The organism is Shewanella sp. Sh95, from assembly GCF_001308045.1.
GTDB lineage: Bacteria > Pseudomonadota > Gammaproteobacteria > Enterobacterales > Shewanellaceae > Shewanella > Shewanella xiamenensis.
Genome location: NZ_LGYY01000235.1, coordinates 120,557 through 146,172 on the forward strand (window position 1 = coordinate 120,557; position 25,616 = coordinate 146,172).

A 25,616-nucleotide genomic window follows, 5' to 3' on the forward strand; every position below is an offset into this window, starting at 1 on the left:
ATGAAGAAACTGTCGATATTGGCAAGTGCGGTCATTATGGCACTTGTAGCACCAGCAGCGATGGCTAAAGTATCCGAAGTCGAGGCCGCAAAACTGGGTAACGAATTAACCCCATTAGGTGCTGAAAAGGCTGGAAATGCTGATGGTTCTATCCCCGCATGGGATGGTGGTATTACTAAGCCAGTAGCGGGTTACACTAAGGGGATGCATCATCCTGATCCTTTTCCTGAAGATAAGATTGAATTTACCATTACCAATGCAAACAAAGCGCAATATAAAGATTTTTTGACCCCAGGTCAGATGAAATTATTTGAGCTTTATCCTGATACTTACAAGATGAATGTGTACAAGACTCGTCGTAGTGCTTCCGTACCGCAATTTGTTTACGATGCGACCAAAGCCAATGCGACCCGTGCCGAATTGGTGGCGCAAGGTAATGGTATTTCGGGTGCATCGATTGGTATTCCATTCCCTATTCCGGCTAACGGTTTAGAAGCGATTTGGAACCATATTCTACGCTTCCGTGGTGTGGATGTTGAAACCTCACGTAGCCAAGCGGCACCGACAGCTGATGGTAGTTTCACCTTAGTGGAAACTGCCGAGGAAATCCGTTTCGAATATTCTCGTCCTGAGATTACTTTAGATCAGTTAAAAGCGAGCAACACCTTGTTTTATTTTAAACAAGTAGTGACTCAACCTGCACGTTTAGCGGGTACTGCGCTGCTAGTTAAAGAAACCATGGATCAAGAAGCTTTACCGCGCCAGGCATGGACCTATAACACAGGTCAGCGCCGCGTGCGTAAAGCACCAAACGTTGCCTTTGATACACCGGGTACCGTATCCGATGGTCTGCGCACCACTGACGATTTCGACATGTTTAACGGCTCACCCGTGCGCTACAACTGGGAGCTTGTGGGCAAGAAAGAAATCTATATTCCTTACAACGACTACAAATTGCATTCAGATAAGCTGAAATATGATCAGATTTTAAAACCCGGTCATATCAATCCTGAGTTCGTCCGTTGGGAAAAACACCGCGTGTGGGAAGTTAAGGCGACACTGAAAGACGGTATGCGCCATATCTATAAAACCCGCGTGATGTATCTTGATGAAGACTCTTGGCAGGTATCGATTGCCGATCTGTATGACAACCGTAATGAACTTTATCGTGTGGCGGTTGCCCATGGTTTGAACTATTACGAAGTACCTACCCAGTGGGATACCTTAGAAGTGTTCCATGATTTGCAGTCCCGTCGTTACTTAGCTATGGGCTTAGACAACCAGAGCGGTATGTATAATTTCGATGCCAAACTGAGTGAAGCGAACTTCACCCCAGATGCGCTGCGTCGTGAAGGTATTCGTTAATCAGCCACGGTAAAAGGGGCGCTAAGCGCCCCTCATTAGTTTAAGGAAGTTTGTATGTCGTTTCGCATCCTTCAATGTGTCGCTGCGATAAGTGTTGGTTGTTTATTTTCTTCCCCGTTGTTTTCTGCTGTGCCAGAGCGTTTTCCACAAATCCAGCCGTTGGCCGCATCTTCTTTAGTGCTCGATATTGCACACGCTGGACAGCATTTGGTTGCCGTGGGTGAGCGTGGTCATGTGTTAGTGTTCAATGACAAATGGCAACAAGTCCCGACGCCAACTTCGGTTCAGTTAACAAAGGTTTTCTTTTTAACTGAAAAACTCGGTTGGGCTGTCGGTCACGATGCCACCATTTTGCACACTCAAGATGGCGGCCAAACTTGGTCGTTACAAATGCAGTCGACTGAAATTGAAAAGCCTTTCCTTGATGTGTTGTTTTTAAATGAACAAGAGGGCATAGCGATTGGTGCCTACGGGCTTTTCTATCGCACCCGTGATGGTGGCGCAAATTGGGCTGAGGAATTCCATGAAGAGTTACTGGCCGAAGAAGATGTGTCCTATTTAGCTGAGTTAAAAAATAGCGACCAAGACGCTTATCTGACCGAGCGCGCTTCATTATTGCCACATTTTAATCGGATGATTGAGCTTAATGATGGCCGCTTATTATTAGTCGGAGAGCTTGGTTTAGTGGCGGTGTCGGCTGATAAAGGCCAAACCTTTACCCGCACAGGGTTTGATTACGATGGCTCTATGTTCAATGCTATCCAATTGCAGGATTCAGTCTACGTAATGGGGCTTAGGGGGCATGTTTTTAAGGCGGATTTGAGTCTTGGCCAATGGGATGAGATTGAGATGCCAGTTAAATCATCCATCAACGGCGCCATGGTTAGCTCGGACACTAGCCTTTATCTAGTGGGAAATGCTGGCGTGGTTATCCAGTTAAATAAGGATGATAGTTCGAGTATTGTCACTCGTCGCCAAGGGGAAAACTTAGTTTCAATTGCCAAAGATAACCAAGGGAATGTGTGGTTATCGGGTAGCCAAGGGCTACTCACTCTGAAGCCATAAATTATAAAACAACAATAACAGGGCCGATAAGATGTTAGAAAAACTGGTCAACGGATTTGAGTCATTTTTATTCCGCAACCGCGCTTGGGTGGTGAGCATTTTTATTTTGCTGACGTTTTTTTTGGGCTACCAGGCAAGCCAACTAAAAATGGATGCGGCATTCATTAAAAATATTCCGCTCAATCATAGCTATATGCAAACCTACCTCAAACACCAAAAAGATTTTGGTGGCGCCAATAGTATTATGGTGGCGGTGGAAGACACCAGCGGCAATATTTTTAACCCTAACTTTTTTGATACCCTTAAAAATGTCCATGATCAGCTATTTTTTATTCCCGGTGTTGACCGCTCGCAGGTGAAGTCCTTGTTTTCACCTTCGACTCGTTTTACTGAGGTTGTCGAAGATGGTTTTGCTGGCGGCCCTGTGATCCCCGCCGATTTTACGACCACTGAAGCGGGTTTGAATACGGTGCGCGATAACATCGAAAAAGCAGGCATTGTGGGACGTTTGATTGCCAATGATTACAGTGCTGCTATGGTGTCGGCCCAGTTGATGGACTTTGATCCACAAACGGGTAAACCCTTAGATACCATCGCCTTTGCCGCTCAGTTGGAGAAGGAACTTCGCGGTAAGTATGAAACCGACAAGGTGAAAATCCATATCATTGGTTTTGCCAAGATGGCGGGTGACGTGGCCGATGGTGCCAAAGGCGTATTGCTGTTCTTCGTGATTGCCATTTTTATCACCGCTGTAATGGTCTATCTGTTTTCTAAATCGATTATTCTGACAATATTCCCTCTCGTCTGTAGCTTAACTGCGGTGATCTGGCAGCTTGGTTTATTAACGGTAATTGGTTTCGGTCTCGATCCGATGTCGATTCTGGTGCCATTTCTGGTGTTTGCGATTGGTGTTAGTCACGGTGTACAGATTATTAACGCGGTAAGACGTCGGGTGATGGATGGACAAACGACCAAGGCGGCCTCGGCTTCGGCGTTTCGTAGCTTACTCGTCCCCGGTGGCGTAGCATTACTGTCTGATACAGTGGGTTTTATTACGTTACTCTCTATTGATATTGGTATTATTAGAGAGCTAGCGATTTCGGCATCCTTAGGTGTCGGTGTGATTATTTTCACTAACCTTATCCTGTTACCGCTGGTGATTTCCTTTACTGAGCTCAAAGTTGCGCCACAAGGTGCTGCGCCATCATCGGATGAAGTGCGTGCCGAGGCGATTTGGCGCTACCTAGCAAAATTTGCTACGCCTAAATATGCGATGGTAGTGATAGTGGCAACGATAGCCTTGTATTTTTTGGGGCTGCAACAGGCAAACCAGATGAAAATTGGTGATCTACAAGGCGGCGCGCCTGCTCTGCACCAAGATTCACGTTATAACCTAGATACTTTCTTTATTACCGACCACTTCTCTATCACCACGGATGTAATGACTGTGATAGTTGAAGCTACTCCAGAAGCTTGTACCTATCACGATGTATTGACCCAGATTGATGAGTTTGAGTGGTTGGTACGTAATACTCCTGGCGTTGAGTCAACCGTTAGCTTGGCATCCGTGGCGAAAAAGGTAAACGCAGGTTTTAACGAAGGCAATCCAAGATGGGAAGTGTTGCCGCGTACAACGGCGAGTTTAGTGCAGGCGATTGGTCAAATTCCTACGACGTCAGGGTTGTTAAATGGTGATTGCTCGGTGATGCCAGTGTATTTATTTATGCAGGATCATAAAGCAGAAACCATTGAGACTGTGGTTGCCAAGGTGAAAGCGGTCGCGGCCAAAATGAATAATGATAAGCTGCAATTTAAGCTAGCCTCTGGCCCAGTGGGAGTGATGGCCGCAACCAATGAAGCCGTTGCTGAAGCCCAATTACCTATGATGATCTATGTGTATGGCGCAGTATTTGTACTTTGCCTTATCAGCTTTAAGTCATTTAAGGCAACGGTAGCGGTGATTATTCCACTTTATGTAGTCTCAACACTGGCGCAAGCGTTGATGACTCAGCTCAATATTGGCTTAGCTGTTAGTACCTTACCCGTTATCGCCCTTGGTGTAGGCATCGGGGTCGACTATGGTATCTATATCCTGTCGACCATGTCGTCCAAGTTGTCGAATGGGATGCCAGTTCAACAAGCCTACTATGAAGCCTTAGTCGAGCGGGGCAGTGCAGTGATATTCACCGGCTTAACCTTGGCGATTGGGGTAAGCACTTGGTTTTTCTCGGCGCTAAAGTTCCAAATGGATATGGGGATCCTGCTTACTTTCATGTTTGTGGTAAATATGTTGGGGGCAATAATTATCTTGCCAGCGTTGTCGGCAGTGTTTTGGCGACAAGCTAAGTAGTATCAATGAATGGGGAGTTTAACTCCCCATTTTCTTTTGCATAGATAGTCTGTTTTTACGATTGTTTGGTCATTTTGTGTGCTTTAATCGCGTGGCGACTGGATTTCAAGAGGATGTACCACTAAAATTTTCCTCGAAATACAGAGGATTTAGTAATAAACTTCGCGCGACGATCTAGATCACACTCGCTTTTCTCAGATTGTTAAGCCGAAGCATCCAAATAATGAAAAAAAGCGCTGCCATAGACGCTTAAGGAAACAGCAACATGGCCTTGAAAGATGCAATGCCTTCAGTACTACTTGAAAATGTAGTCAGTTTAATTCACGCTAAAGTCCCTAATTCACAAGCCAAGCAAGTTGAACAGTTCGCGACCTGCCTTTATGCCCACATGTCGAAAGACGACCTCAATGCGCGTAATGACAGCGATCTGTACGGTGCCGTTCTCAGTTTATGGAATGCACTGAATAAAACCCCGAAAGGGGAAACTCACCTCAGAGTATTCAACCCAAGTCAGTCTAAACACGGCTGGCAATCGACCCATTCGATCATTGAAGTCATCCAACCTGATATGCCATTCTTGGTTGATTCTGTTGGTATGGCATTGAATCGCATGGGTATTACGGCCCATATGATGTTACACACTCCGCTGGCGATTGAGCGTTCAGCGCAAGAAGTCACTAAAGTAACTTACTTGAAGCAAAGCCCTGACAGCACTGAGCAGGTCGCGGTTTTCCTGATTGAAATCGATCGTCAAAACAGTAGCGCGGATATCAAAGCCCTTGAGCGTGAAATCCAATCAGTGCTTGGCGATGTCGCCGCATCAGTTAATGACTGGGAAGCCATGTCAGCCAAGCTGAGTGAGACTATTAAAGACCTGCCTAAGCGTCCATTCCCCGGTGAGAAGCAAGAGTTAGAAGAAGCGATTAACTTCCTAACTTATCTTAATAATCATCATTTTACCTTACTGGGCTACCGTCAATACGATTTAAAACGTGTTGAAGGGGATGTTGAGTTGGTGCCGAATATGGCCTCGAGTTTAGGCTTAATGAACAAGCACCATAAGGCTCAACCAGAGCAAGGTTTGTTGCTATCAAGCTTCTCTGATAGTGCGCGTAAAGAAGCCTTAGATCACAGTTTGTTGATCCTGACTAAGAGCAGCGCCAAGAGCCGTGTGCACCGTCCAGCCTATGTTGACTATATCGGTATCAAACGCTTCGACAAAAAAGGCAATGTGGTTGGTGAAGACAGATTCATCGGTTTATACGCTTCAAACGTGTATAACCGCAGCCCACGTGAGATCCCGCTGCTGAACGAAAAAGTTCAACGTGTATTAGATCGCTCAGGTTTAACGCCACGTTCTCACGATTACAAAGCCCTACTGAACATTCTCGAAAACTTACCGCGCGATGAGCTAATTCAAGCCAATGTGGAAGATTTAGCACACACAGCGCACGGTGTGCTCGAGATGCAAGACAGGGATAAACTGAAACTCTTTGTTCGTAAAGATGGTTTCGGGCGTTTCTTATCCTGTTTAGTGTATGTTTCTAAAGATCGTTACAACACTAAACTTCGCCAAGATACCCAGCGTATTCTGGCCCAGCATTTCAACAGCAAAGAAGATGTAGAGTTTACGACATATTTCTCCGAGTCAACCCTGGCCCGTACTCACTACATTGTCAAAGTTGATAACAATAATATGGATGTAGATGTGGCTGCCATAGAGAACAATTTAATTGAAGCGGCACGTTCTTGGGAAGATAAGTTAAATACTGCGCTAAATAACGCCTTAGGTGAAGAAGCCGGTACTCATCTGATGAAGCGTTACGCTAACGCCTTCGAACAAAGCTATAAAGAAGATGTATTGCCAAGCTCGGCCGTTGTGGATATGCAACAGCTTGAAGCGCTAGATGACGAACACAAATTAGGCATGTTGTTCTATCAACCGCAGGAAGCTGCGCTGAACGACAACAAAGTGCGTTTAAAACTGTTCCATAAAGATGAACCAATCCATCTTTCTGACGTACTGCCAATGCTGGAAAACTTTGGTCTGCGCGTGATCAACGAGCGCCCTTATGAAGTGACGACCTCAGACGGTTCAACCTTCTGGATCTTAGACTTCTTAATGACGGTCAAAGTCGCCAATACTGACAATATCGCCGATAGCCAAGACAGATTCCAAACGGCACTGTCTCAAGTGTGGCAAAAGAAATTAGAAGATGACGGTTTTAACCGTATCATTCTGGCGTCAGGTTTAACGGGCCGTGAAGTATCCGTACTGCGTGCTTACGCTAAATACATGCGTCAAATCGATGCGACATTCAGCCAAGCCTATATTGAAGAAACCTTCGGTCGTTATCCACAAATCGCTGATTTGTTGGTAAAAATGTTTATCCGTAAGTTCAATCCAAAACTGAAAACCCGCACATTGGGCAAGTTTATGGAGCAGATCAACCTACGTTTAGACGAAGTATCAAGCTTAGATGATGACCGTATTATCCGTCGTTACCTCGATCTGATTAACGCTACGCTGCGGACAAACTTCTATCAATTAGATGCTAAGGGTGAACCGAAGAGCTATATCTCCTTCAAGTTTATGCCTTCGATGATCCCTGAAATGCCACGCCCACTACCGAAATTCGAAATTTTCGTTTATTCGCCACGGGTTGAAGGTGTGCATTTACGTGGTGGTAAAGTGGCTCGTGGTGGTTTGCGTTGGTCTGACCGTCGTGAAGACTTCCGTACCGAAGTGCTTGGCTTAGTGAAAGCACAGCAAGTGAAAAACACCGTTATTGTCCCTGTAGGGGCAAAAGGTGGTTTCGTTTGTAAGCAGCTGCCAACTGAAGGGGGCCGTGAGGCGTTCTTCACTGAAGGCCAAGAGTGCTACCGCATCTTTATTCGTGCACTGCTCGATATTACTGACAACATCGTTAACGGTGAAATCGTACATCCAGTAGATGTGGTGCGTCATGATGAGGATGATCCATACCTCGTTGTGGCTGCGGATAAAGGCACTGCGACCTTCTCAGATATCGCTAACGCCATTTCCCAAGAATACAATTTCTGGTTAGGTGATGCGTTCGCATCGGGTGGTAGTAACGGTTACGACCATAAGAAAATGGGTATCACGGCTAAAGGTGGCTGGGAATCTGTTAAGCGCCATTTCCGCGAAGTGGGTATCGATTGCCAAACTACCGACTTTACCTGTTTAGGTATCGGCGATATGGCGGGTGACGTATTTGGTAACGGTATGTTGTTGTCTAAGCACACAAAACTTGTGGCCGCATTCAACCATATGCATATCTTTATCGATCCAAATCCGGATGCTGCTGCCAGTTATGAAGAGCGTGCCCGTTTGTTCGCACTGCCACGTTCAAGCTGGGAAGACTACAACAGCAAACTGATCTCTAAAGGCGGCGGCATCTTCCTGCGTTCATCTAAGTCGATTCCATTATCTGCTGAAATGAAACAAATGCTGGAAACTGAAAAGGCGTCGATGACACCAACCGAGTTGATGAAAGAGCTGCTGAAAATGCCAGTCGATCTGATTTGGAACGGTGGCATCGGTACTTACGTTAAGTCTTCCCGCGAAACCAATGCTGAAGTCGGCGACCGCGCTAACGATGCACTGCGCGTCAATGGTCGTGAACTGCGCGCCAAGATCGTGGGCGAGGGTGGTAACTTAGGTTGTACCCAATTAGGTCGTATTGAGTACGCGGCCAACGGCGGTCGTATCAACACTGACTTCGTGGATAACGTAGGTGGTGTAGATTGTTCTGACAACGAAGTAAACATCAAGATTCTGTTAAACGCGTTAGTGGCAGAGGGTGAATTGACACTCAAGCAACGTAACCGTTTACTGGAAGAGATGACCGAAGAAGTGGGTCAAATTGTTCTACAAGACTGTAAAGACCAAACTCGCACGATTTCGGTGACTCAAGTCCGTGGTGCAGAACAACTAAAAGAGCAAATTCGCTTTATCCAGTATCTGGAGAAAGAAGGCAAGTTAGACCGTGCGTTAGAATTCTTACCTTCGGAAGAAGAACTCGCAGAACGTCTAGCTAATGGCCGTGCATTAACGCGTCCAGAGCTATCAGTGCTGGTGGCTTACGCTAAGATGGTACTGAAAGAGCAGTTACTCACCCCTGAAATCACTGAAGATACATTGTTGAGCCAATTGTTGATTGCATACTTCCCGAAAAAACTTCAGGAACTGTACAGTCATAAAATGGTTACGCACCCATTGCGCGGTGAAATCATTGCTACATCGCTGGCCAACGAGTTGGTCAACGACATGGGGCTTAACTTTGTTCAACGTATGCAAGATGAGACAGGTGCCTCAGTTGCCGATGCGGCGATTTGTTACACTATGGCTCGCGAAGTCTTTGGTTTAGCTGAACTAACTAAATCAATCACTGACTTAAACGGTATTGTACCTGCTGTGGTTCAAGGTGAAATGTTGCACCAGTTACGTCGTAATATGCGTCGTGCATGCCGCTGGTTCCTGCGTCACCGTAACCGTAGTTGGAGCATTGAGCAAACTGTTGCTTTCTTCAAACCTGTATTTGAACAACTCAAAGCGAATGTTCATTCATACTTAGTCGAAGAAGAAGCGGCAGGTATCCAAGCTGAGATCAATGCTCTGATTAAAGAGAATGTGCCTCAGGATGTTGCCTCTACCGTTGCTAATATGAGCACACTGTTCTCTACACTTGATATTGCGCAAATTGCGCAGACAGAAGAGAAGACAGTTGCGCTTGTTGCCGAGACTTATTTCAAACTCGGTGCCCGTGTTGAGCTGCACTGGTTCCTAGAACAGATCAGTGCGCAACCAGTTACTAACCATTGGCAAGCACTGGCCCGTGCAGCCTTTAGGGAAGAGCTGGATTGGCAGCAACGTGCGTTGACGTCAGTGGTTTTAAGAACGTGCAGTGCAACCTGTAACGCACAGAGCGTGATTTCCCAGTGGATTGATACTAATCAAGCCTTACTGGAAAGATGGTTCCATATGCTAGCTGACTTTAAAACGTCGCAAAGCCATGAGTTTGCTAAGTTCTCTGTCGCCCTACGTGAACTTAACCTTCTGATCCTTCACTGCGAAGGGCAAAAGTAAACTTTTATAACAATCAGAAGCCCTGGCGATCGCCGGGGCTTTTTTTAGGTCGAGGAAAGTACATGTTTTATAAAATCGCACAGAAAGTCATGTTTCAGATGGATCCTGAGCGAGCGCATAATTTAGCCATTGGTAGCCTGAGACTGACAGGTAATAGCCCTCTGAATGCTTTTTATGCTCAGCATATTGCTCCTGCGCCAGTGAGTTTTATGGGGCTGACGTTTCCAAATCCTGTGGGTTTAGCCGCAGGTATGGATAAAGATGGTGAGTCGATCGATGCTTTTCATGCGATGGGATTTGGTCATGTGGAAGTGGGAACTGTTACTCCAAGACCACAACCCGGTAATGATTTACCCCGTTTATTTAGATTAAAACCCGCCAAGGCGATTATCAATCGCATGGGCTTTAATAACAAAGGTGTCGATAATCTGGTCAAAAATTTGATCGCAAAGAAAACCGATATCATGGTTGGGGTCAATATAGGTAAAAATAAAGACACGCCAGTAGAGCAGGGGAAAGACGATTATTTGATCTGCATGGATAAAGTTTATCCTTATGCCGCCTATATTGCGGTGAATATTTCATCACCCAATACGCCAGGATTACGATCGTTACAATATGGCGATCTATTAGATGAATTATTAAGCGCATTAAAAACCAAGCAACTTGAGCTAGCAGAGAAGCATAAAAAATATGTACCAATAGCCCTTAAAATTGCTCCCGATTTAACCACAGAAGAAATTGAAAATATTGCTCAAGCATTAATTAAAAATCAGTTTGACGGTGCAATTGCGACCAATACAACCTTAACTCGTGACGGTGTTAGCGGGCTTACCAATGCTAATGAAAGCGGTGGTTTAAGCGGTAAACCTTTAACAGAACTGTCAACAAAAGTGATTAAACAATTGGCGACTTCTTTACAGGGAAAACTCCCAATTATTGGTGTGGGCGGGATTAATAGTGCTGAAGATGCCTTAGCAAAATTTGATGCCGGTGCGACAATGGTTCAGATTTACTCTGGTTTTATTTATCAAGGTCCAAAGTTAATTAAAGAGATAGTTGAAGCTTATCGCTTAAAATAATGATCTTTAAATCTCACTAAGGATCTAAAACAAGATCTTTTATCATAACCGCGATCTAAAACGATCATCAGATCGCGGTTATGATCTCTAAATAGATCTTCTAAGTAATTGTTAATTAATTTGTATTTTATTATTTTTATTTTGATATTGCATAAAATATCTACTATGATGTGGCAGTGTTCAAATAGTAGGTAAACGTTATGTTATTATTGCCACAAAAGGATTGGCACTGGAAATATAACGATTCGTATGGTGTATTAGGCGTTTCGTTAGGTTCCGAGATAGAATTTCTGACGGCTTATAAAGCGAAATCATTAATTCCTGATGCCTTATCAAGCATGGAATTTAATATCGCGCACGCCAAATTCTATATGAGCTTACTCGACAAGTTGCCAAAAAACTTATCTCTAACCGATGCCGCAATAGTGCAAATTGCCCTTAATGCGACAGCGGCCCATTTTATGCTGACTCCCCAAATGCCTAAATCTTGGTTTTTTGATACCAGCGATGTATGCGTTTACAGTGATGTCGGTAAAGTCTTTGAGCTTAAATGCCAAAAACAACGTGCATTAGTGTTAGTCGTCGAAAACACCTTACAATCGGCGTTAGTGATGTTGCTATCACCTGAATGTGTGTTATCCGGTGCTAAAACTATGGTGCAGTTCGAAACTATTAAAGTAATGCATAATCGTTTACACCCACTTCGCGCACAGCGGCATGTGGTTGCAGCATAATCATTATGATTAGTTTGTGATGTTATTTATGTCGTTATCAAAGCCAAAGCCGCATTTCGATGCGGCTTGGTTGTTTCTAAGCCTCTAAAAAGCCAAACAAAAGCGCGATATGTGAAGTTAACGGCTTGTTTTTACAGCAGTGACTCGCTAAGGTAGCGGCAATATGCACGGGTTGCATGGGCCTGTGTGCAGTAAGGATACGGTAGGGAAACAGATGAAAACAAAATTCATTGCGCTTGTAGGCGCGCTGGCATCGATTAGCATCTTGCTTAGTGGTTGCAGTGCTTTTTTTAACGGTAACACCACCGAAAAAAACGTGGTTTCCAGCAGTCTGGTTGAATATCTCTATCCCGACGATAAACAGCGTGAGGCACAGCAGCCCAGTATTCCCGTGTTACGTCTTCCCATCACGGTCGGCATCGCCTTTTTACCTTCCACCCATTGGCAATCCGAAGCCCTCGATAGCAGCTCGCAAATCGCCTTGCTGGATAAAGTAAAACAGTCTTTTGTGAAATACGACTTTATTGACCGTATCGAATTAATTCCCAGCACTTACCTTAAAAATGGCAAAGGTTTTAGCACCTTGCAGCAGGTTGCCCGCTTACACGATGTCGATGTGATGGCACTGGTGTCTTACGATCAACTATTACAAAGCAGCGAGAATAAGGCTTCACTGCTGTATTGGACCATAGTCGGCATGTATATGGTGCCCGGCAATGAAAACGCGATCCAAACCTTTGTCGATACCGCTGTATTTGATATGCGTAGCCAAAAAATGCTGTTTAGGGCGCCCGGCATCAACCAACTTACTGACACGTCAACCGCGGTAAGCGTCACCAACGTGTTACGTGAAAAATCCGCCGAAGGCTTTGATCTAGCGGTAAACGATATGATCACTAATTTAGACGCCGAATTAGCCCGCTTTAAAACCCGTGTGAAAGAAGAACATATTGCGACCATAGAACATAAACAAGGTTATAGCGGCGGTGGCAGTTTATCCCTATTAATCCTTTCGCTACTGGGTATATTTGCGCTTCGCCGTTTAACTATCTGCCGAGAATAGTTGAGTTGGGGTTATTTAGTGAGATAGGGAAGGTTAGTTAGGATGATATTTATGCCGTTAAGAGACTGCATTATTGATGCTAATCTTAACTAACCATTACACGGTTAATCCGGTTAAAGGCTTTTGCCCCAAGTAAGATAAGTTTGTCGTCAGGTGTGTAGGATGAATTGTCATTGTTTCCCCTGTGACAGGCCGCCATTTTATTTCACAAGAAGCATCCCTGAGGGCTCGACGGCGGCATCCATGCCGCCAACGGTCACAGTTGCAACAATGCCAATCTTAATGACCATTGAACTGTTCATCTGGCTAAAAGCTTTTGACCCATTATGTGTTTCGGGTCGTTAGCTCAACCGAAAATTCCCACACCTGCTACCATACATATTCTTATCTATTTGCCTATGTTTGGCCTTACCAGAAATCGACTAACAATGTATGGGTATATGGGCTATCCAGTACACCTGACGACAAATTTGTCTTGAATTGAGGAATAAACTGTTAAGCCGCGAAACCATTCTATTGGACTATAAAGCAGGCTCAATGGCGATAAAAACTGCCTTACTGGCTAAAAATGCTTATCCGATCTTGAGTCTTAAGCTGAATTTAAATGGCTAAACTTTCTTTGAGCTGGTTTATTCCGCATCACAGACTCGATTTCTGCCTGTGCGTTTCGCTCGCATCATGGCCTGATCAGCATTATTAAATAGGGTCTCCAAGAGTGCTTGTGCTTCATCGGGATGATTGATTTGAGGCAAGATCAAGGATGATATGCCGAAGCTTGCGGTGCAATGAATGGTGTGTCCATCAAGGTAAAGTGGCTCTGTATCAAATCCATGGCGAATCGACTCTGCAATTTGCCATGCTTGTTCATGTTGGGTGTTGGGTAAAATCAGCCCAAACTCTTCGCCGCCTAAACGAGCAAGAATATCATTTGTTCTCAGTTTAGTTTGCGTCAGCTGTGCGATATGGATAAGGGCAGCATCGCCTGTAGCATGTCCCCATTGATCATTGACGCGCTTAAAATGGTCAATATCAAACATAATAAACGCCAGCGCTTGGCCTGACTGATGTGCGATAGGGCGCCCCAAATGGAAAAAGGCGCGGCGATTGAAGAGTTTTGTGAGCTCGTCGGTATTTGCAAGGCGCTCTGCGATGAACTTAGCCTCGATTAATGCCTGTTCCATGTGTTTACGTTCAGTGATATCAGTGGCAATTTCTATCCGCACCAGGCGGCCATCGGTCCAACGAATCGCTTGATCTCGACACTGGTACCAACGCTTATTTTGGGTATTTTGAAACTCCCATACATGCACACCAGTGGCGTCGCCCTCGGGACCAATCAGTTTGTGGTTGGTGCAAAAAGCACAGGGACTATTTTGGCCTGCTTGGAGGAGTTGATAGCACTTTTTACCCGCGGGTTTGCCCCAAATGGCCGTTCCATAATCGTTTAAATACAGTAGCTCATAGTTGTGTAAATCAGAAACGTAGACCAGCGCATCTAGGCTGCTAAGGATGGTATGAATGGCGTCAAAGGCTTGATTCTGATCGTTTTTAATAAGAGTCATGGAATGAGATCAGCCAAATAAAAATATCATTTATGAGTCATATAGTTATTTTAGCATTTAATGGACTAACTGTCTGATATTAGTTTGGTAATGGTGTGATTAATGTGATCAAGTTGTTGGCTTTGCAACACGCTACTCGCAATGAAATTGTTAAAACAAAGAGCCCTAAGTGATTTAGGGCTTTGAGGTAAAATACTTTTTAGTGATTGTAAAGGCGCCTGCCTTCGCGCATCACTTGAATAAGCTCAGGTGCGCTCATCTTTTTGTGCAGTCTGTGCTCAAAGTTTTCATCGTAAATGCGGTATTTACCATGGCGGTCGATGACGGTGATTTCCGACTGTTGGTAAATGGCAAAAATGCGACTGTCACCGATGTAAATCCAGGTTTCTTGGCTCGGTTGCAACAGGCTACGGCCCGCACTGTAGTCTGTGGGGTTATTGGTACAGCCTAAGACATGGGTCATTAAAGTGGGAACGATACCATAGTGGCTAGTGCGATAGTTAACTGTGCTAGCTCCTACATTTGGCCAGTGGATAACCAGTGGGACTCTAACGCTATCTGGTGACAAATTACGTAGTGCTTCGTCACTATTGCTGGTAAACATTTTGCCGTTGACGCCGGTGATCACTACTAAGGTATCGCTAGGTAATTGACTTACAATCGATTGAATTTGCTTATCAATAAAATTCAATGATTGGCGATATTGGTTAAATAATACCTTTTGCGCGGGTTGTAAATTCGCATCGGCTTTGACAGTTTCGATACCGAGGAAGCCTACCGGTGTATCAAAATTCTCGGGTGCTTTAAGGTTTACTAGGGCAAACCAAGGACGTTGTTGCACGCTTTGCCACTGTGTAAAGTGGCCAACACTAAGAATATCCGCCTCGGCACTGCCATTTGTTTCTTTGGCTATGACGGGGGTAAAGTCATTAAACATGGCCTGGGCGGAGCGTAAATTCAGATTGGTTTCTGGGATAAACAAGCCTAGTTCATAACCTTCCTGCTTAAAGCTGCGGGTGATGATTGGACTTGTAGTATTGAAGATGCGTGCATCGCCATAGCTGCCTTGTAAACCATAAAGTAGGGAGAACATGCCCGTCTTAAATTGATTGCCGCCACTGTAGTGGTGAGTAAAATGCTGATTCTGCTCGGTGTATTGATGCAAAAACGGCATCGTCTTGGCGTCCACCATGTCGACACGTAAGCTGTCGATGGTTAGCATTAATACGTTTGGTTTATTATCCGCTTGGCATTGCAGTGGCTGGATAGGATAGCTGAGCACATTAGTGGCATGATTCGCGTCATCATCGATTTGGGATGAACCGTCAATGCCATGGCTTTCCATAAAACTACGAGCCGTTGCGGGGTACGACAGCGGATACGTGTCATCGAAACGGGTGATTTCGGTGATATCAGCGGCATCGGCCCAAATATGGATCAAATGGCTGCTAACAAAGCATACTCCAACAAAGGCTATGACTTTATTGCCAAGATTGATTTTTTGGATTTTTTCAATCCGTTTCCACAGGAAGTTCGCCGCCGTTAGCTCAATCACCAAAATGGCGATTGGCGTGACGATATAGGACGTACCGTGGAGTAGGGCGCTCAAATCGGCCCAGGCTAAATCAAAGGCGAAGGGGCTCAAGTGCATGCCGTAATCGGCATAAACAATCGTGTCATACAATAAAATACACAGGCTTAAGGTCGCAATAACGGCCGCTAAGCCTCTGAGTATCTTGGAGTAAGGTAAGATTAACGTCAGTGGGAATAGGCAGATCAAGTAGGCGATAAAAGCAAGAAAACTGAACTGGCCAATGGTACTGACGGCGAGATAGCCCCAGCCAAACCAGGTTTCGGGATAACCCACACTACTTAAATAGCGTGTGCCGACGATCATCGCCAATAGGCCATTAAAGAAGGCGAACCAATGTCCCCAGTTGATGAGTCGCGATACGCGATCGCGGCTCATTTGTTTTTTTCGCTCGACCATAGTGATCCGCTTATTCCTAAAAGGCGTTGTATCTTATGCTGTTTTAATCATTGTTACTCGACTAACTTAATTGGATTTCACCGATTGTGCGAGCGCTTTCGCAAATTGTTCGGCGACCACTTGGCGAGATTCGCTTGGCACTTTGCGCTCGAGCAGGTGAGTGACACAGTTGCCTAGCGCCATCAGGCTTAAGTCAGTAGGAGCTTTGTGCTTTTCGAGTACCGCTAAAATTTCGGCGATTAATGATTCAACTTGTGTGTTTGAGTATTTCGATTGGATTGCCATAATCAAAAAATGTTTCACTTTGGAATGGATTAGCGGCATATAATAGCGGATTTATTCCAGCATCACTATCAGGGCTTATGAGTATTAACATCGAACAAGCAATTATTCACGAGATTTCCCAGGACAGTCAGGGTCAATTACGCTGCCGTTTACGTCCTCAACCTCTGCTGAACGGTCAGGCTGTCGAGATGATGCTCGAAGAGTTGCATCAGACTTATACCAGCAAATCCGGCAAAGGATTCGGTTATTTTGGTATTCACGGTGATGATGGTGAGGCTAATCCGGCGTTTGCCAATGCGCTAAAGGAATACCGTGCAGGGGATTTAGGTTTCGTCGAATTTACCGGCCAAGCCAGTAAGTTGTTGCAGGAAGAGTTGGCAAAATATGATTTTAGCCAAGGCGGATTCTTGTTGATGTCCTGCTACACCAACATGGCGAGTGATTATTTGTTTGTGGCGCTGCTCAGTGCAAAATCGTCAATGACGGTACTCGATGATATGGAGCTGTCACAAAATAACCATTTGGATTTAAACAATATCCAATTGGCTGCGCGAATCGATCTCACCGAATGGCAGGCTGATAAAGATTCTCGCAAGTACATCTCCTTTATCCGTGGGCGTGCAGGCCGTAAAGTGGCGGACTTCTTCCTCGACTTTATGGGCTGTGTCGAAGGGGTGAATACCAAGGCGCAAAACAAAACCTTGATGAACGCGGTGGAAGACTTTGTCGCCAGTAGTGACCTGACCAAAGAAGAACGCCAGCAATGTCGTAATAAAGTGTTTGAATATTGCTCCGAGCGGTTCGACGAAGGCGCCGATATTGAGATCAAAGATTTAGCGGATGAGCTTGCCGATCAAGGTATGGAGTCTTTCTATGACTTTGCCCGTGGTGGCAGTTATGATCTGGATGAAGAATTTCCCGCCGATAAATCGACCTTAAGACAATTGAAGAAGTTTTCGGGTACCGGTGGCGGAGTCACCATTAGCTTCGATGGTGGCCATTTAGGTCAGCGAGTGATTTACGATCCGATTTCCGACACAATTTTGATTAAAGGCGTGCCGGCAAACTTAAAAGATCAGCTAGATAGACGTCTTAAGGGCGAATAAGCCGCTTGGGATAATATCGCTTAAGCTTTAAGCGTCAGCTTTTAAGCACCAAGCATTAAACAAAAAGGCCGAGGAGTTTATCCTCGGCCTTTGTTTTATGCTAAATGCTTCTTAGGTTTAACCTTTATTTTGCTCCCGTCGCAAAAGGTACTGGGCGCGGCGTCGCTTTATTCGATGGCGGCAGAATTGGTAGGGCGATCTGCGGTTGTTCACCTGTCAGTGAATTTAAGAACGCCACCATTTCCTTGGTTTCTTTGTCGGTAAGCTTTTGCCCTAACTGAATATCCGCCATAGTATTTACCGCTTCTTCGAGCGTCCATACACTGCCATCGTGGAAGTAGGGGTAGGTGAGCTCGATATTACGCAGCGTTGGTACTTTAAACACAAACTTATCCGCATCCTTACCCGTTACACCTTTACGTCCTTCGGCAGGATTATTGGTGTGGAATGGTTTGATTAAGCCCATCTTCATAAACATAGTGCCACCGACCGCAGGGCCGTTGTGGCAGCTGACGCAGCCTTTGTCCTTAAACAGTTGGTAACCCGCTTTGGCTTCGCTGCTTATCGCATCCTGTTTACCTAATAGATATTGATCGAATGGGCTATTTGGCGTGACTAAGGTTTTTTCGAAGGCGGCAATGGCATCGGTTAAGCGGTCAATATCGACTTTTTCATCGCCGTAAACCTTGGCAAAGCGGGCACGGTAAGCGGGCATTGAGGCAATGGTTTCGGTGGCGAGTTCATGGGTAAAGCCCATTTCTTTGGGGTTGGCAATTGGGCCCGCGGCTTGTTCTTTTAAGTCGCTGGCGCGGCCATCCCAGAATTGCGCCAGCATAAAGTCAGCATTTAGCACGGTCGGAGAGTTTATTGGGCCTTCTTGCCAATGGTGACCAATCGATGTGGGCAGGGCATCCACGCCGCCGGTGGAGAGGTTGTGGCAAGAGTTACAGGAAATAAAACCTGATTTAGACAACCTTGGTTCAAAAAACAGCATTTTACCCAGTTCCACCTTTTCGGGTTCAGTGATTTTTGCTGGGGAAATGACTTCAATCGGTTCGGCGGCGACGGCATAGCTACTCGCTACTATAGCTGTGAGGGTTATCGCGATAGCGGTAAGTTTTGTCATCTGGTTTTCTCCCTTATTAACCTTGTTAACTGTATGGTTTATAGAGCGATAGTAACGACTAAAATGGCTTAGGGATAACGCCTTGTTTCGATTGGGTCTATCGCTGTTGTGGATTAGATTTTTGTGAGCTAATTCGCTGTTTTTACTGGATTAACTCTGTAGGGTTTGCGGTGTTTCGTTTAGGGTTTTGCTTGCTAATCTGTAGTGTCTATTAGTGTGCGGCTGAAACTATCTGTCGGTCACGATATGACCGATTAAACGGTTTGCGTTATTTCGTGTTTGTTACTAATTGCGATAGCAAATTATGGTGGGCTCAAGTTCGTTAACACATGTCTTAAGATAAAAAGTATCTAAGAAAGGATTCATTTGTCGCGGGGCGAAGCAGAATTGATTAGAATCCTTATTATTTGGGTAAGCTTGGTGTCTGTCCAAGTGAGCGTGCTCGGCCATCGCTAAGTGGCGCAATCCCTATTAAGGTGGACTGTTTTTCTGCCGAGGAGAGTCAATGCAACTGTTTGTAAAAGATTTAACCGTGATCGATTTTTCTTACCTGTGCCCAAAGCGTGGCATGGTGGGGGAAAGCTGGATTGTTGATGTGGTATTAGAAGGCGGTCTAGACGAGCAAAATATGGTGCTCGATTTTGCCAAGGTCAAACGTGCGATTAAGCACACGATTGATGCGGTGGCGGACCATCGTTTATTGGTGCCTACTGCCTGCAGCGGCGTGCGTTGGCAGCAGCAGGGCGATCGGGTGTGGATGGATTTCGATAGCGCGCTCGGTGAGATCCATTTAGCCTGTCCTTCCCAAGCCTTTGCACTCGTTCCATCGGAACAGATTGATATTCCAAGCGTTAACGCCTTTTTACAAAAAGCCCTACGGGAAACTCTGCCCGATAATGTTGAAGGAATTAGCCTCACTTTAAGGCATGAGATCCTGAACGCGCCTTACTATCACTATAGCCATGGTTTGCGTAAACACGATGGTAATTGCCAGCGGATTGCCCATGGTCATCGCAGCCCAGTACAAGTGTTTGAGAATGGAGTGTCCGCGCCGAAATGGGATGAGTATTGGGCCAAGCGTTGGCACGATATCTACCTCGGTAGCGAAGAGGATTTAGTCTCGGTGAAGACGTTAAACCTATCGCCACAAACGCGGATCAGCGATGACAGCCATTATGGTTTCCATTATCAAGCGCCTCAGGGGGATTTCCAACTGGCGATGCCCAAGGAATGTTGTGATTTGATCCCGCACGATACCACGGTCGAATTGCTGGCAGACTATATGGCAACCACTTTAGCCACGAAAGTGCCTTCAAGCCAGTTTACTGTGATTGCCTACGAAGGTGTGGGTAAAGGCGCCATAGTGACCAAAGGGAATTAACCCTGTCGATTTTTTAACGCCCTAATCTTTAGGGCGTTATTGTTTGAATAAGGATTTTTGAAAATATGCTAAACGCTGTACCTAATGCTCTACCTAAGTTGTTAAAAACGTTGCCGAACATGCTATCGCGCACTTGTAAGGTGGCGTTATTGCCACTTTTGACCCTGTTTAGCTTATCGACTCAAGCACAAGTGAGTTTTGACGGTAAATTTGAACAGGGTGCGTTAATTCGTGGTAAAGCACCAGCGGGTACGCAGGTAAGTCTTAATGGCGAGGCCGTTAAAGTGACGCCTGATGGTCATTTTGCCTTTGGTTTTGATAGAGATGCGCAGCTGACTCAAGAATTACGTTTGATGTATCCCGATGGCTTAACTGAAGTTAAACCGTTAAATATCAAGAAGCGAGAGTACAATATTCAGAATGTTAAAGGGATCAGTAATAAGATTATGAAGCCCGATCCCGTGGCGCAGGAGCGAGCAGCAAAGGATACGGCGCAGGTCAAAGCGGCACGCGGGACTTTTAGTGAACAAACCGCGTTTTTACAATCGTTTATTTGGCCATTAACCGGCAGGATCTCGGGTGTATATGGTAGTCAGCGTATTTATAACGATGTCCCAGGCAACCCACATTTTGGTGTGGATGTGGCGGCGAAAACCGGCACTGTGGTGGTCGCACCCGCCGATGGGGTGATTAGCCTGTCGGTTCCCGATATGTTTTATTCAGGCGGGACTATGGTTATCGACCATGGCTATGGCGTGAGTTCAAGTTTTTTACACTTAAGCAAACTCTATGTGAATGCGGGCGAAACCGTTAAGCAAGGGCAAGCTGTGGCTGAAGTTGGGGCGACAGGACGAGCGAATGGTCCGCATTTAGATTGGCGATTGAATTGGTTCCAAATGCGCCTCGATCCTACGACCATAGTCCCACCGATGGCCACTGTGTTGGCGGCGGAAAAAGCGCAAAAAAACGCTAAATAATTGAGAGCTCAATAGCGCCAATCTCGGCGCTATTTTCTTCTTGAGCTTAGTTATTTTATTGTAATAAGGGATGGTCTGCGGGCAGATGGCGGATGATCCACAGCACTAGTTTGTGCTTCATATTCGGGCCGTCTTCTTTATCTTTTGCTAAGGGTTGGATCAGATTATCGGTCACTAAAAGTCGATAAATACATTCCACTTTATCCTTGGGCGACACACCCTTGTCAAAGTCATCAAAACCGCGTTTTTTGGCGTAGCCGATCCCAATTTCGAGGGCGAGTTTGAGTAGCTGTGCCTCGTGCTTATGTGGCTTCATGTGCTGCATCCTTATGGGTATCACGGCAATGCGCATCGGCGACTCCCGTGGTCGATAACACAAAATCGAGAAAATCTAATGACTAACCAAAGTGTTAATAGCTTGAATCTAGGCTATTTCAACCGTTATTGCTGCTGATTTTTTCGCAAACTGCCTGTTTCATGCAATCCATTATATGTCATTGGAATTACTGTCACATTCCTAATGTCAACGGTTTGCGCCTCGATTGATCTTATATCTCCGCCTGTTCGCTGGCGATAACCGCTTTAATGCTGTGCGGGTGGATTTTGATACAGACATCGGCTTGTTTAAAGGCGATGGTTGGGTTAGCTAAGCGTTCTTTATCGCCCTTAGGTGAGCTAAATTTCACTTTTATTGGCGCTTCGGTTAAGGATGCCGAATGCCCTTGGAGTAATGGCACCAGTGAGGGGCTCAAATGAGTCAGTTCTTGGCTTAGACTGTCGCAGTCCTGTGCAGTGGATGGCAATACCAGCTCGATATGCTCCCAGCCTTCTTGAGAATAAACGGTATCGCCAGGATAGGGGAGTTCGACACAGTCGATGCTAAAGTTGCCGAGTCTTAAGGGCTTATCCAGTTCAATGATCAGGATTGTGCGACCATTAATTTGATTATCCGAGATGATCCGCCCGCGGGCACTTAAGGCTTGCTTGAGTGCATCGGCAGCGGCGATACTGTTCACCCTCAGGGCGACATGATCGCAATGCAATGCTTTATCTGTTAAGCCCAATTGGTCTAGAAACGCTAATATCTTCGCCTCAAATTCAGGCCATGTCTGTTCTAATGCTTCGAAGCTCAATACATTAGCTTCTGTGTTTGCTGTTGACATCAAAAATCCTTAAAGCAGGTAACACAAATAAAAACGCCCATTTAACTGGGCGTATTCTGTGATGGCTTAGGGCCAAATCTCGATGGGTGTACCTTCATCAACGGCTTTCCACACTTCGTCCATCTCGGCGTTAGTAATGGCGATACAACCATCGGTCCAGTTGTATTGCTGTGCTTGCTCAGGAGGGAGAGGCGAGCGTGGGTTCTGGCCATGGATCATGATCATGCCACCGGGTCTGATCCCTAGCGCCTTGGCTCTTAGCTTATCTTCTTCATTCGGATAAGAAATATGGATGGACTTATAATAGGCGCTATCGGACTTTTTATAGTCCAGAATATAACGGCCCTGTGGTGTACGTTGGTCGCCTTCAGTCAACTTATGGCCTGTCGGCAAGTCACCCATAGCAATGCGATATTGTTTCAGGACTTTGCCATCCCTTAATAAGGCCATATTGGATTCAGACTTAGTGATTACCACTAAATCGACTTTGCCAATACTCGATGAGGCGAGCACTTGGGGAGAAATCAGTGCGGCGAGAGTTATTGCCACAGTAATGGATTTGGAAAGTAGTGGTACGCGCATGTCTTCCTCTAAAATGACGCTGTTAACGCTTTTTTTGCGCATCATACCGCAAATTTTTGCCAATGTGAGTAGATAATTTTGAGCGAGTAGCAATTGCATGGCAGACTTTGGCAATTAGGAGCAGATAACGCTATTTACCGCAAGGATGTTTTCCCCTATGTCAAACCATTCGCTTGAAAAACTGGACACTGAAAGCCCATTTAAACGTAAATTACGCATCATTATTTTTGGTACCGATACACCCGCAGGCCGTTATTTTGATCTTGGTCTGATCATTTGTATTGTACTGAGTGTGGCGTTGGTGTTTCTTGACACAGTTGAAGCGTTTCATCGGGATTATGGACACATTATTCGGGTGTTAGAGTGGGTGTTTACGCTGATTTTTACCGTTGAATACGGTTTGAGGCTTTATTGCGCGACCCATCCTGTACTGTATGCCCGCAGTTTTTATGGGTTAGTGGATTTATTATCGGTACTGCCCAGTTATCTCGCGCTGTTTATTCCTGGAGCTAATTTCACCTTAGTGATTCGTGTGCTGCGACTTTTTCGGATTTTTAGGGTGCTTAAATTACTGCGCTACTTAAGCGAGGGTAATTTGCTGCTTAAGGCGATGATGCAATCTAGCCGTAAAGTGTTCCTATTTTTCTTTTCGGTGAGTTTAATCATCATGGTATTAAGTGCCGTGATGTATGTCGTTGAGGGGCCTGAGAATGGCTTTAGCTCTATTCCTAAGTCAGTATATTGGACTATTGTGACCATCACGACGGTAGGATACGGAGATATCACGCCGAAAACCGAACTAGGCCAAGCGATTGCCGCATTTACCATGTTGCTGGGTTACTCCATTATTGCGATCCCTACGGGCATTTTAACCGCTGAAATTTCCCAAGAAGCGGGACGGCATAGGGATCTGCGTACTTGTAATCAATGCCATAAAATGGGTCATGATTTAGATGCAACCTACTGTAATCGCTGTGGTTGTGAGCTTGATAAGCTCGAGATACCTCAAGGGAAGGGGGATAAATAGCATAAGGCGTTTATCAGCTCATCCCTTAGAGCACTCAATGTCTCTGAGGGATGAAATGCTTTTATTCACTGGCGATGCTTGTTTAGCATGCCACTTTTTACTTCTTACGGTTTCTCTTGGCGCTGCTCAAGGCTTGAAACAAAACGCAGTTGCATCCCTAGGGACGCCATTTGTTTCTGTTCCCGCTGCAAATCCTTCATAAACAGGCTAATTTTACGTTTATGGCTGGGTAGCACTAGCATGAGGCCATCTGGAACCACTTGGATTTTCTCAAGCACTAAGGCTTTAGCAATACGGCCTAAATGCACTAATACTGCCAAGCGCAGTAGACAGGCGAGACGAATGAGGGTGAGTTTGTGGCTAGGCTCTAATTCGGCCAGTAGCAATTCATTGGGTTTCTTACGATGGTTAGCAATCAGTCTGGCTAAATCCTGTTGCAGCGCCTCACTAAAACCCGGTAAGTCACTGTTACTAATGATATAAGCACCGTGTTTATGTAATGCCTTGGAGTTGATGTGTAACCCAATTTCATGCAGGGTCGCAGCGTAGGAGAGTAAGCGTGCATGGGGTCTTAATCTCCATTCATCGGCGACTTGCTCAAACAGCGCCATGGCGGTGTCACGCACTTTAGCCGCATGGGGCATATCCACATGGTAAAGCTGGGCAATACTGTCAACGGTGCGGTGGCGAATGTCTTGATATTGGCCGATTTTGGCTAATTCGTAGAGCACGCCTTCGCGCAGGGCGCCTGGACTAAACTCCAATTGCTCAATGGGTAAGCGTCTAAAAAAGCTGATTAAAATCGCAAGGCCAGCAGGCACTAGCGGCGTGCGTTTATCATCGACATTAGCAAAGTGCACTTGGCTGATGTGTCCGCACTTAATCAGTTTCAGCTTTAATTGTTTGAGGCGGGCGAGGGTGACGACTTCATCACCATGTTCTTCTTGGATTGCTTCGCAAATAGCTTTTACGGTGCCTGAGCTGCCGAGCACTAAGTCCCAATCGCCACTGAAATATTCCTTCGACAGTGAAGCAAATTGTTTGTCGGCAGCGCTTTGCGCCCCGCGAAACGACGCTGGAGTAATTTGTCCATCGATAAAAAAGCGTTCATTAAAACTCACGCAGCCACAGCGTAGGCTCGATAAATGGGTAGGGGTATTTTTTTGCCCGAGCACCACTTCGGTAGAGCCGCCACCGATATCGATAACGATATTACGTTTCCCAAGTACTTGGCTTTGGGCAATGCCGTTATAAATGAGCCGCGCTTCTTCATGGCCAGAAATTACCTCCACTGGGTAAGGCATAATACGCAGCGCTGCCTCAATAAACTGCTCACGATTTTTAGCCACTCTTAAGGTGTGGGTGGCGACTAAGCGTACCTGTGCTTGGTCAAGGTTTGAAAAACGCTGATTAAAGTCCCGTAGGCAATTTAGGCCGCGTTCGATTGCATCAGCACTGAGAATATTTTGCGCATTGAGACCTGTCGCTAACTGAACTTGCTGTTTTTCTTTGTGTAATATCTGCAAACTGCCGTCTTGCTCTCGGGCGATAACCAAGTGAAAACTGTTTGAGCCCATGTCGATGGCGACAAAGTGTCGCGGCTGTGAATGTGTGGCAACCAATCGGATTATCCTTAGGCAATCGAGAC

At 45.6% G+C, this 25,616-nt stretch carries 19 protein-coding genes; 11 read left to right on the forward strand and 8 right to left on the reverse strand.

Features of this window, described 5'->3' with window-relative positions:
* The 7 genes from AEA42_RS17760 (at window position 1) to rhlP (ending at window position 12,769) form a co-directional block, all read left to right on the forward strand.
* A complete protein-coding gene (locus AEA42_RS17760) occupies window positions 1-1,365 on the forward strand; it encodes a DUF1329 domain-containing protein (protein ID WP_037419306.1) in 1,365 nt (454 codons plus the stop codon).
* A 54-nt stretch (window positions 1,366-1,419) separates the two neighbouring features.
* Window positions 1,420-2,430, forward strand: a complete 1,011-nt coding sequence (locus tag AEA42_RS17765; protein WP_055648419.1) for a YCF48-related protein — start codon at window positions 1,420-1,422, stop codon at window positions 2,428-2,430.
* Window positions 2,431-2,461: 31 nt separating this feature from the next.
* The gene (locus AEA42_RS17770) at window positions 2,462-4,780 is read left to right on the forward strand and encodes an MMPL family transporter (protein WP_055648420.1); all 2,319 of its coding nucleotides are present in this window, start codon (window positions 2,462-2,464) and stop codon (window positions 4,778-4,780) included.
* Window positions 4,781-5,045: 265 nt separating this feature from the next.
* Window positions 5,046-9,890 (forward strand): NAD-glutamate dehydrogenase, encoded by a 4,845-nt coding sequence (locus AEA42_RS17775; protein ID WP_037419313.1) that lies wholly within the window; start codon window positions 5,046-5,048, stop codon window positions 9,888-9,890.
* 62 nt (window positions 9,891-9,952) lie between these two features.
* Window positions 9,953-10,972 carry a quinone-dependent dihydroorotate dehydrogenase gene (gene pyrD, locus AEA42_RS17780; RefSeq protein ID WP_037419316.1) on the forward strand — a complete coding sequence of 340 codons (1,020 nt, stop codon included), beginning with the start codon at window positions 9,953-9,955 and terminating at the stop codon, window positions 10,970-10,972.
* Between the two features lie 200 nt (window positions 10,973-11,172).
* Window positions 11,173-11,706, forward strand: coding sequence for a cell division protein ZapC (locus AEA42_RS17785; RefSeq protein WP_037419319.1), 534 nt, complete (start codon window positions 11,173-11,175; stop codon window positions 11,704-11,706).
* 214 nt (window positions 11,707-11,920) lie between these two features.
* The gene (rhlP, locus tag AEA42_RS17790; protein WP_055648421.1) at window positions 11,921-12,769 is read left to right on the forward strand and encodes a rhombotarget lipoprotein; all 849 of its coding nucleotides are present in this window, start codon (window positions 11,921-11,923) and stop codon (window positions 12,767-12,769) included.
* Between the two features lie 629 nt (window positions 12,770-13,398).
* On the opposite strand, the gene AEA42_RS17800 is transcribed toward rhlP, so the two are convergent.
* The 3 genes from AEA42_RS17800 to AEA42_RS17810 form a co-directional block, all read right to left on the reverse strand.
* Window positions 13,399-14,331 (reverse strand): GGDEF domain-containing protein, encoded by a 933-nt coding sequence (locus tag AEA42_RS17800; protein WP_055648422.1) that lies wholly within the window; start codon window positions 14,329-14,331, stop codon window positions 13,399-13,401.
* A 199-nt stretch (window positions 14,332-14,530) separates the two neighbouring features.
* Entirely contained in the window at window positions 14,531-16,321 is a 1,791-nt protein-coding gene (locus tag AEA42_RS17805) for a DUF3413 domain-containing protein (RefSeq protein ID WP_055648423.1), read from the reverse strand.
* 66 nt (window positions 16,322-16,387) lie between these two features.
* Window positions 16,388-16,606 carry a YejL family protein gene (locus tag AEA42_RS17810; protein ID WP_156312369.1) on the reverse strand — a complete coding sequence of 73 codons (219 nt, stop codon included), beginning with the start codon at window positions 16,604-16,606 and terminating at the stop codon, window positions 16,388-16,390.
* A gap of 77 nt (window positions 16,607-16,683) precedes the next feature.
* Between AEA42_RS17810 and yejK the strand changes: the two genes are divergently transcribed.
* Window positions 16,684-17,712 (forward strand): nucleoid-associated protein YejK, encoded by a 1,029-nt coding sequence (yejK, locus tag AEA42_RS17815; RefSeq protein WP_055648425.1) that lies wholly within the window; start codon window positions 16,684-16,686, stop codon window positions 17,710-17,712.
* A 124-nt stretch (window positions 17,713-17,836) separates the two neighbouring features.
* Here yejK and ccpA read toward each other — a convergent pair whose 3' ends face one another.
* Window positions 17,837-18,838, reverse strand: coding sequence for a diheme cytochrome c5 peroxidase CcpA (gene ccpA / locus AEA42_RS17820; RefSeq protein ID WP_055648426.1), 1,002 nt, complete (start codon window positions 18,836-18,838; stop codon window positions 17,837-17,839).
* A gap of 505 nt (window positions 18,839-19,343) precedes the next feature.
* On the opposite strand from ccpA, the gene AEA42_RS17825 reads away from it, so the two are divergent.
* Both AEA42_RS17825 and AEA42_RS17830 read left to right on the forward strand, forming a co-directional pair.
* The gene (locus AEA42_RS17825) at window positions 19,344-20,219 is read left to right on the forward strand and encodes a 6-carboxytetrahydropterin synthase (RefSeq protein WP_055648427.1); all 876 of its coding nucleotides are present in this window, start codon (window positions 19,344-19,346) and stop codon (window positions 20,217-20,219) included.
* Between the two features lie 65 nt (window positions 20,220-20,284).
* On the forward strand, window positions 20,285-21,196 hold the full coding sequence (locus tag AEA42_RS17830) for a M23 family metallopeptidase (protein WP_082389672.1): 912 nt from the start codon (window positions 20,285-20,287) through the stop codon (window positions 21,194-21,196).
* 55 nt (window positions 21,197-21,251) lie between these two features.
* Here the strand turns inward: AEA42_RS17830 and AEA42_RS17835 are convergent, their stop codons facing one another.
* The 3 genes from AEA42_RS17835 to AEA42_RS17845 form a co-directional block, all read right to left on the reverse strand.
* A complete protein-coding gene (locus AEA42_RS17835; RefSeq protein WP_055648428.1) occupies window positions 21,252-21,512 on the reverse strand; it encodes a DUF5062 family protein in 261 nt (86 codons plus the stop codon).
* A gap of 232 nt (window positions 21,513-21,744) precedes the next feature.
* Window positions 21,745-22,359, reverse strand: coding sequence for a VOC family protein (locus AEA42_RS17840; protein ID WP_055648429.1), 615 nt, complete (start codon window positions 22,357-22,359; stop codon window positions 21,745-21,747).
* Window positions 22,360-22,425: 66 nt separating this feature from the next.
* The gene (locus AEA42_RS17845) at window positions 22,426-22,941 is read right to left on the reverse strand and encodes a L,D-transpeptidase family protein (RefSeq protein WP_080612373.1); all 516 of its coding nucleotides are present in this window, start codon (window positions 22,939-22,941) and stop codon (window positions 22,426-22,428) included.
* Between the two features lie 157 nt (window positions 22,942-23,098).
* On the opposite strand from AEA42_RS17845, the gene AEA42_RS17850 reads away from it, so the two are divergent.
* Window positions 23,099-23,968, forward strand: a complete 870-nt coding sequence (locus AEA42_RS17850) for an ion transporter (protein WP_037418109.1) — start codon at window positions 23,099-23,101, stop codon at window positions 23,966-23,968.
* Between the two features lie 104 nt (window positions 23,969-24,072).
* Here the strand turns inward: AEA42_RS17850 and ppx are convergent, their stop codons facing one another.
* Entirely contained in the window at window positions 24,073-25,590 is a 1,518-nt protein-coding gene (gene ppx, locus AEA42_RS17855) for an exopolyphosphatase (protein ID WP_055648430.1), read from the reverse strand.
* Window positions 25,591-25,616 lie beyond the last annotated feature (26 nt).

Coding starts and splice junctions, on each gene's coding strand:
- AEA42_RS17760 (WP_037419306.1), top strand. CDS start 1: ATGAAGAAACTGTCGATATTGGCAAGTGCGGTCATTATGGCACTTGTA.
- AEA42_RS17765 (WP_055648419.1), top strand. CDS start 1,420: ATGTCGTTTCGCATCCTTCAATGTGTCGCTGCGATAAGTGTTGGTTGT.
- AEA42_RS17770 (WP_055648420.1), top strand. CDS start 2,462: ATGTTAGAAAAACTGGTCAACGGATTTGAGTCATTTTTATTCCGCAAC.
- AEA42_RS17775 (WP_037419313.1), top strand. CDS start 5,046: ATGGCCTTGAAAGATGCAATGCCTTCAGTACTACTTGAAAATGTAGTC.
- pyrD (WP_037419316.1), top strand. CDS start 9,953: ATGTTTTATAAAATCGCACAGAAAGTCATGTTTCAGATGGATCCTGAG.
- AEA42_RS17785 (WP_037419319.1), top strand. CDS start 11,173: ATGTTATTATTGCCACAAAAGGATTGGCACTGGAAATATAACGATTCG.
- rhlP (WP_055648421.1), top strand. CDS start 11,921: ATGAAAACAAAATTCATTGCGCTTGTAGGCGCGCTGGCATCGATTAGC.
- AEA42_RS17800 (WP_055648422.1), bottom strand. CDS start 14,331: ATGACTCTTATTAAAAACGATCAGAATCAAGCCTTTGACGCCATTCAT.
- AEA42_RS17805 (WP_055648423.1), bottom strand. CDS start 16,321: ATGGTCGAGCGAAAAAAACAAATGAGCCGCGATCGCGTATCGCGACTC.
- AEA42_RS17810 (WP_156312369.1), bottom strand. CDS start 16,606: ATGGCAATCCAATCGAAATACTCAAACACACAAGTTGAATCATTAATC.
- yejK (WP_055648425.1), top strand. CDS start 16,684: ATGAGTATTAACATCGAACAAGCAATTATTCACGAGATTTCCCAGGAC.
- ccpA (WP_055648426.1), bottom strand. CDS start 18,838: ATGACAAAACTTACCGCTATCGCGATAACCCTCACAGCTATAGTAGCG.
- AEA42_RS17825 (WP_055648427.1), top strand. CDS start 19,344: ATGCAACTGTTTGTAAAAGATTTAACCGTGATCGATTTTTCTTACCTG.
- AEA42_RS17830 (WP_082389672.1), top strand. CDS start 20,285: ATGCTAAACGCTGTACCTAATGCTCTACCTAAGTTGTTAAAAACGTTG.
- AEA42_RS17835 (WP_055648428.1), bottom strand. CDS start 21,512: ATGAAGCCACATAAGCACGAGGCACAGCTACTCAAACTCGCCCTCGAA.
- AEA42_RS17840 (WP_055648429.1), bottom strand. CDS start 22,359: ATGTCAACAGCAAACACAGAAGCTAATGTATTGAGCTTCGAAGCATTA.
- AEA42_RS17845 (WP_080612373.1), bottom strand. CDS start 22,941: ATGCGCGTACCACTACTTTCCAAATCCATTACTGTGGCAATAACTCTC.
- AEA42_RS17850 (WP_037418109.1), top strand. CDS start 23,099: ATGTCAAACCATTCGCTTGAAAAACTGGACACTGAAAGCCCATTTAAA.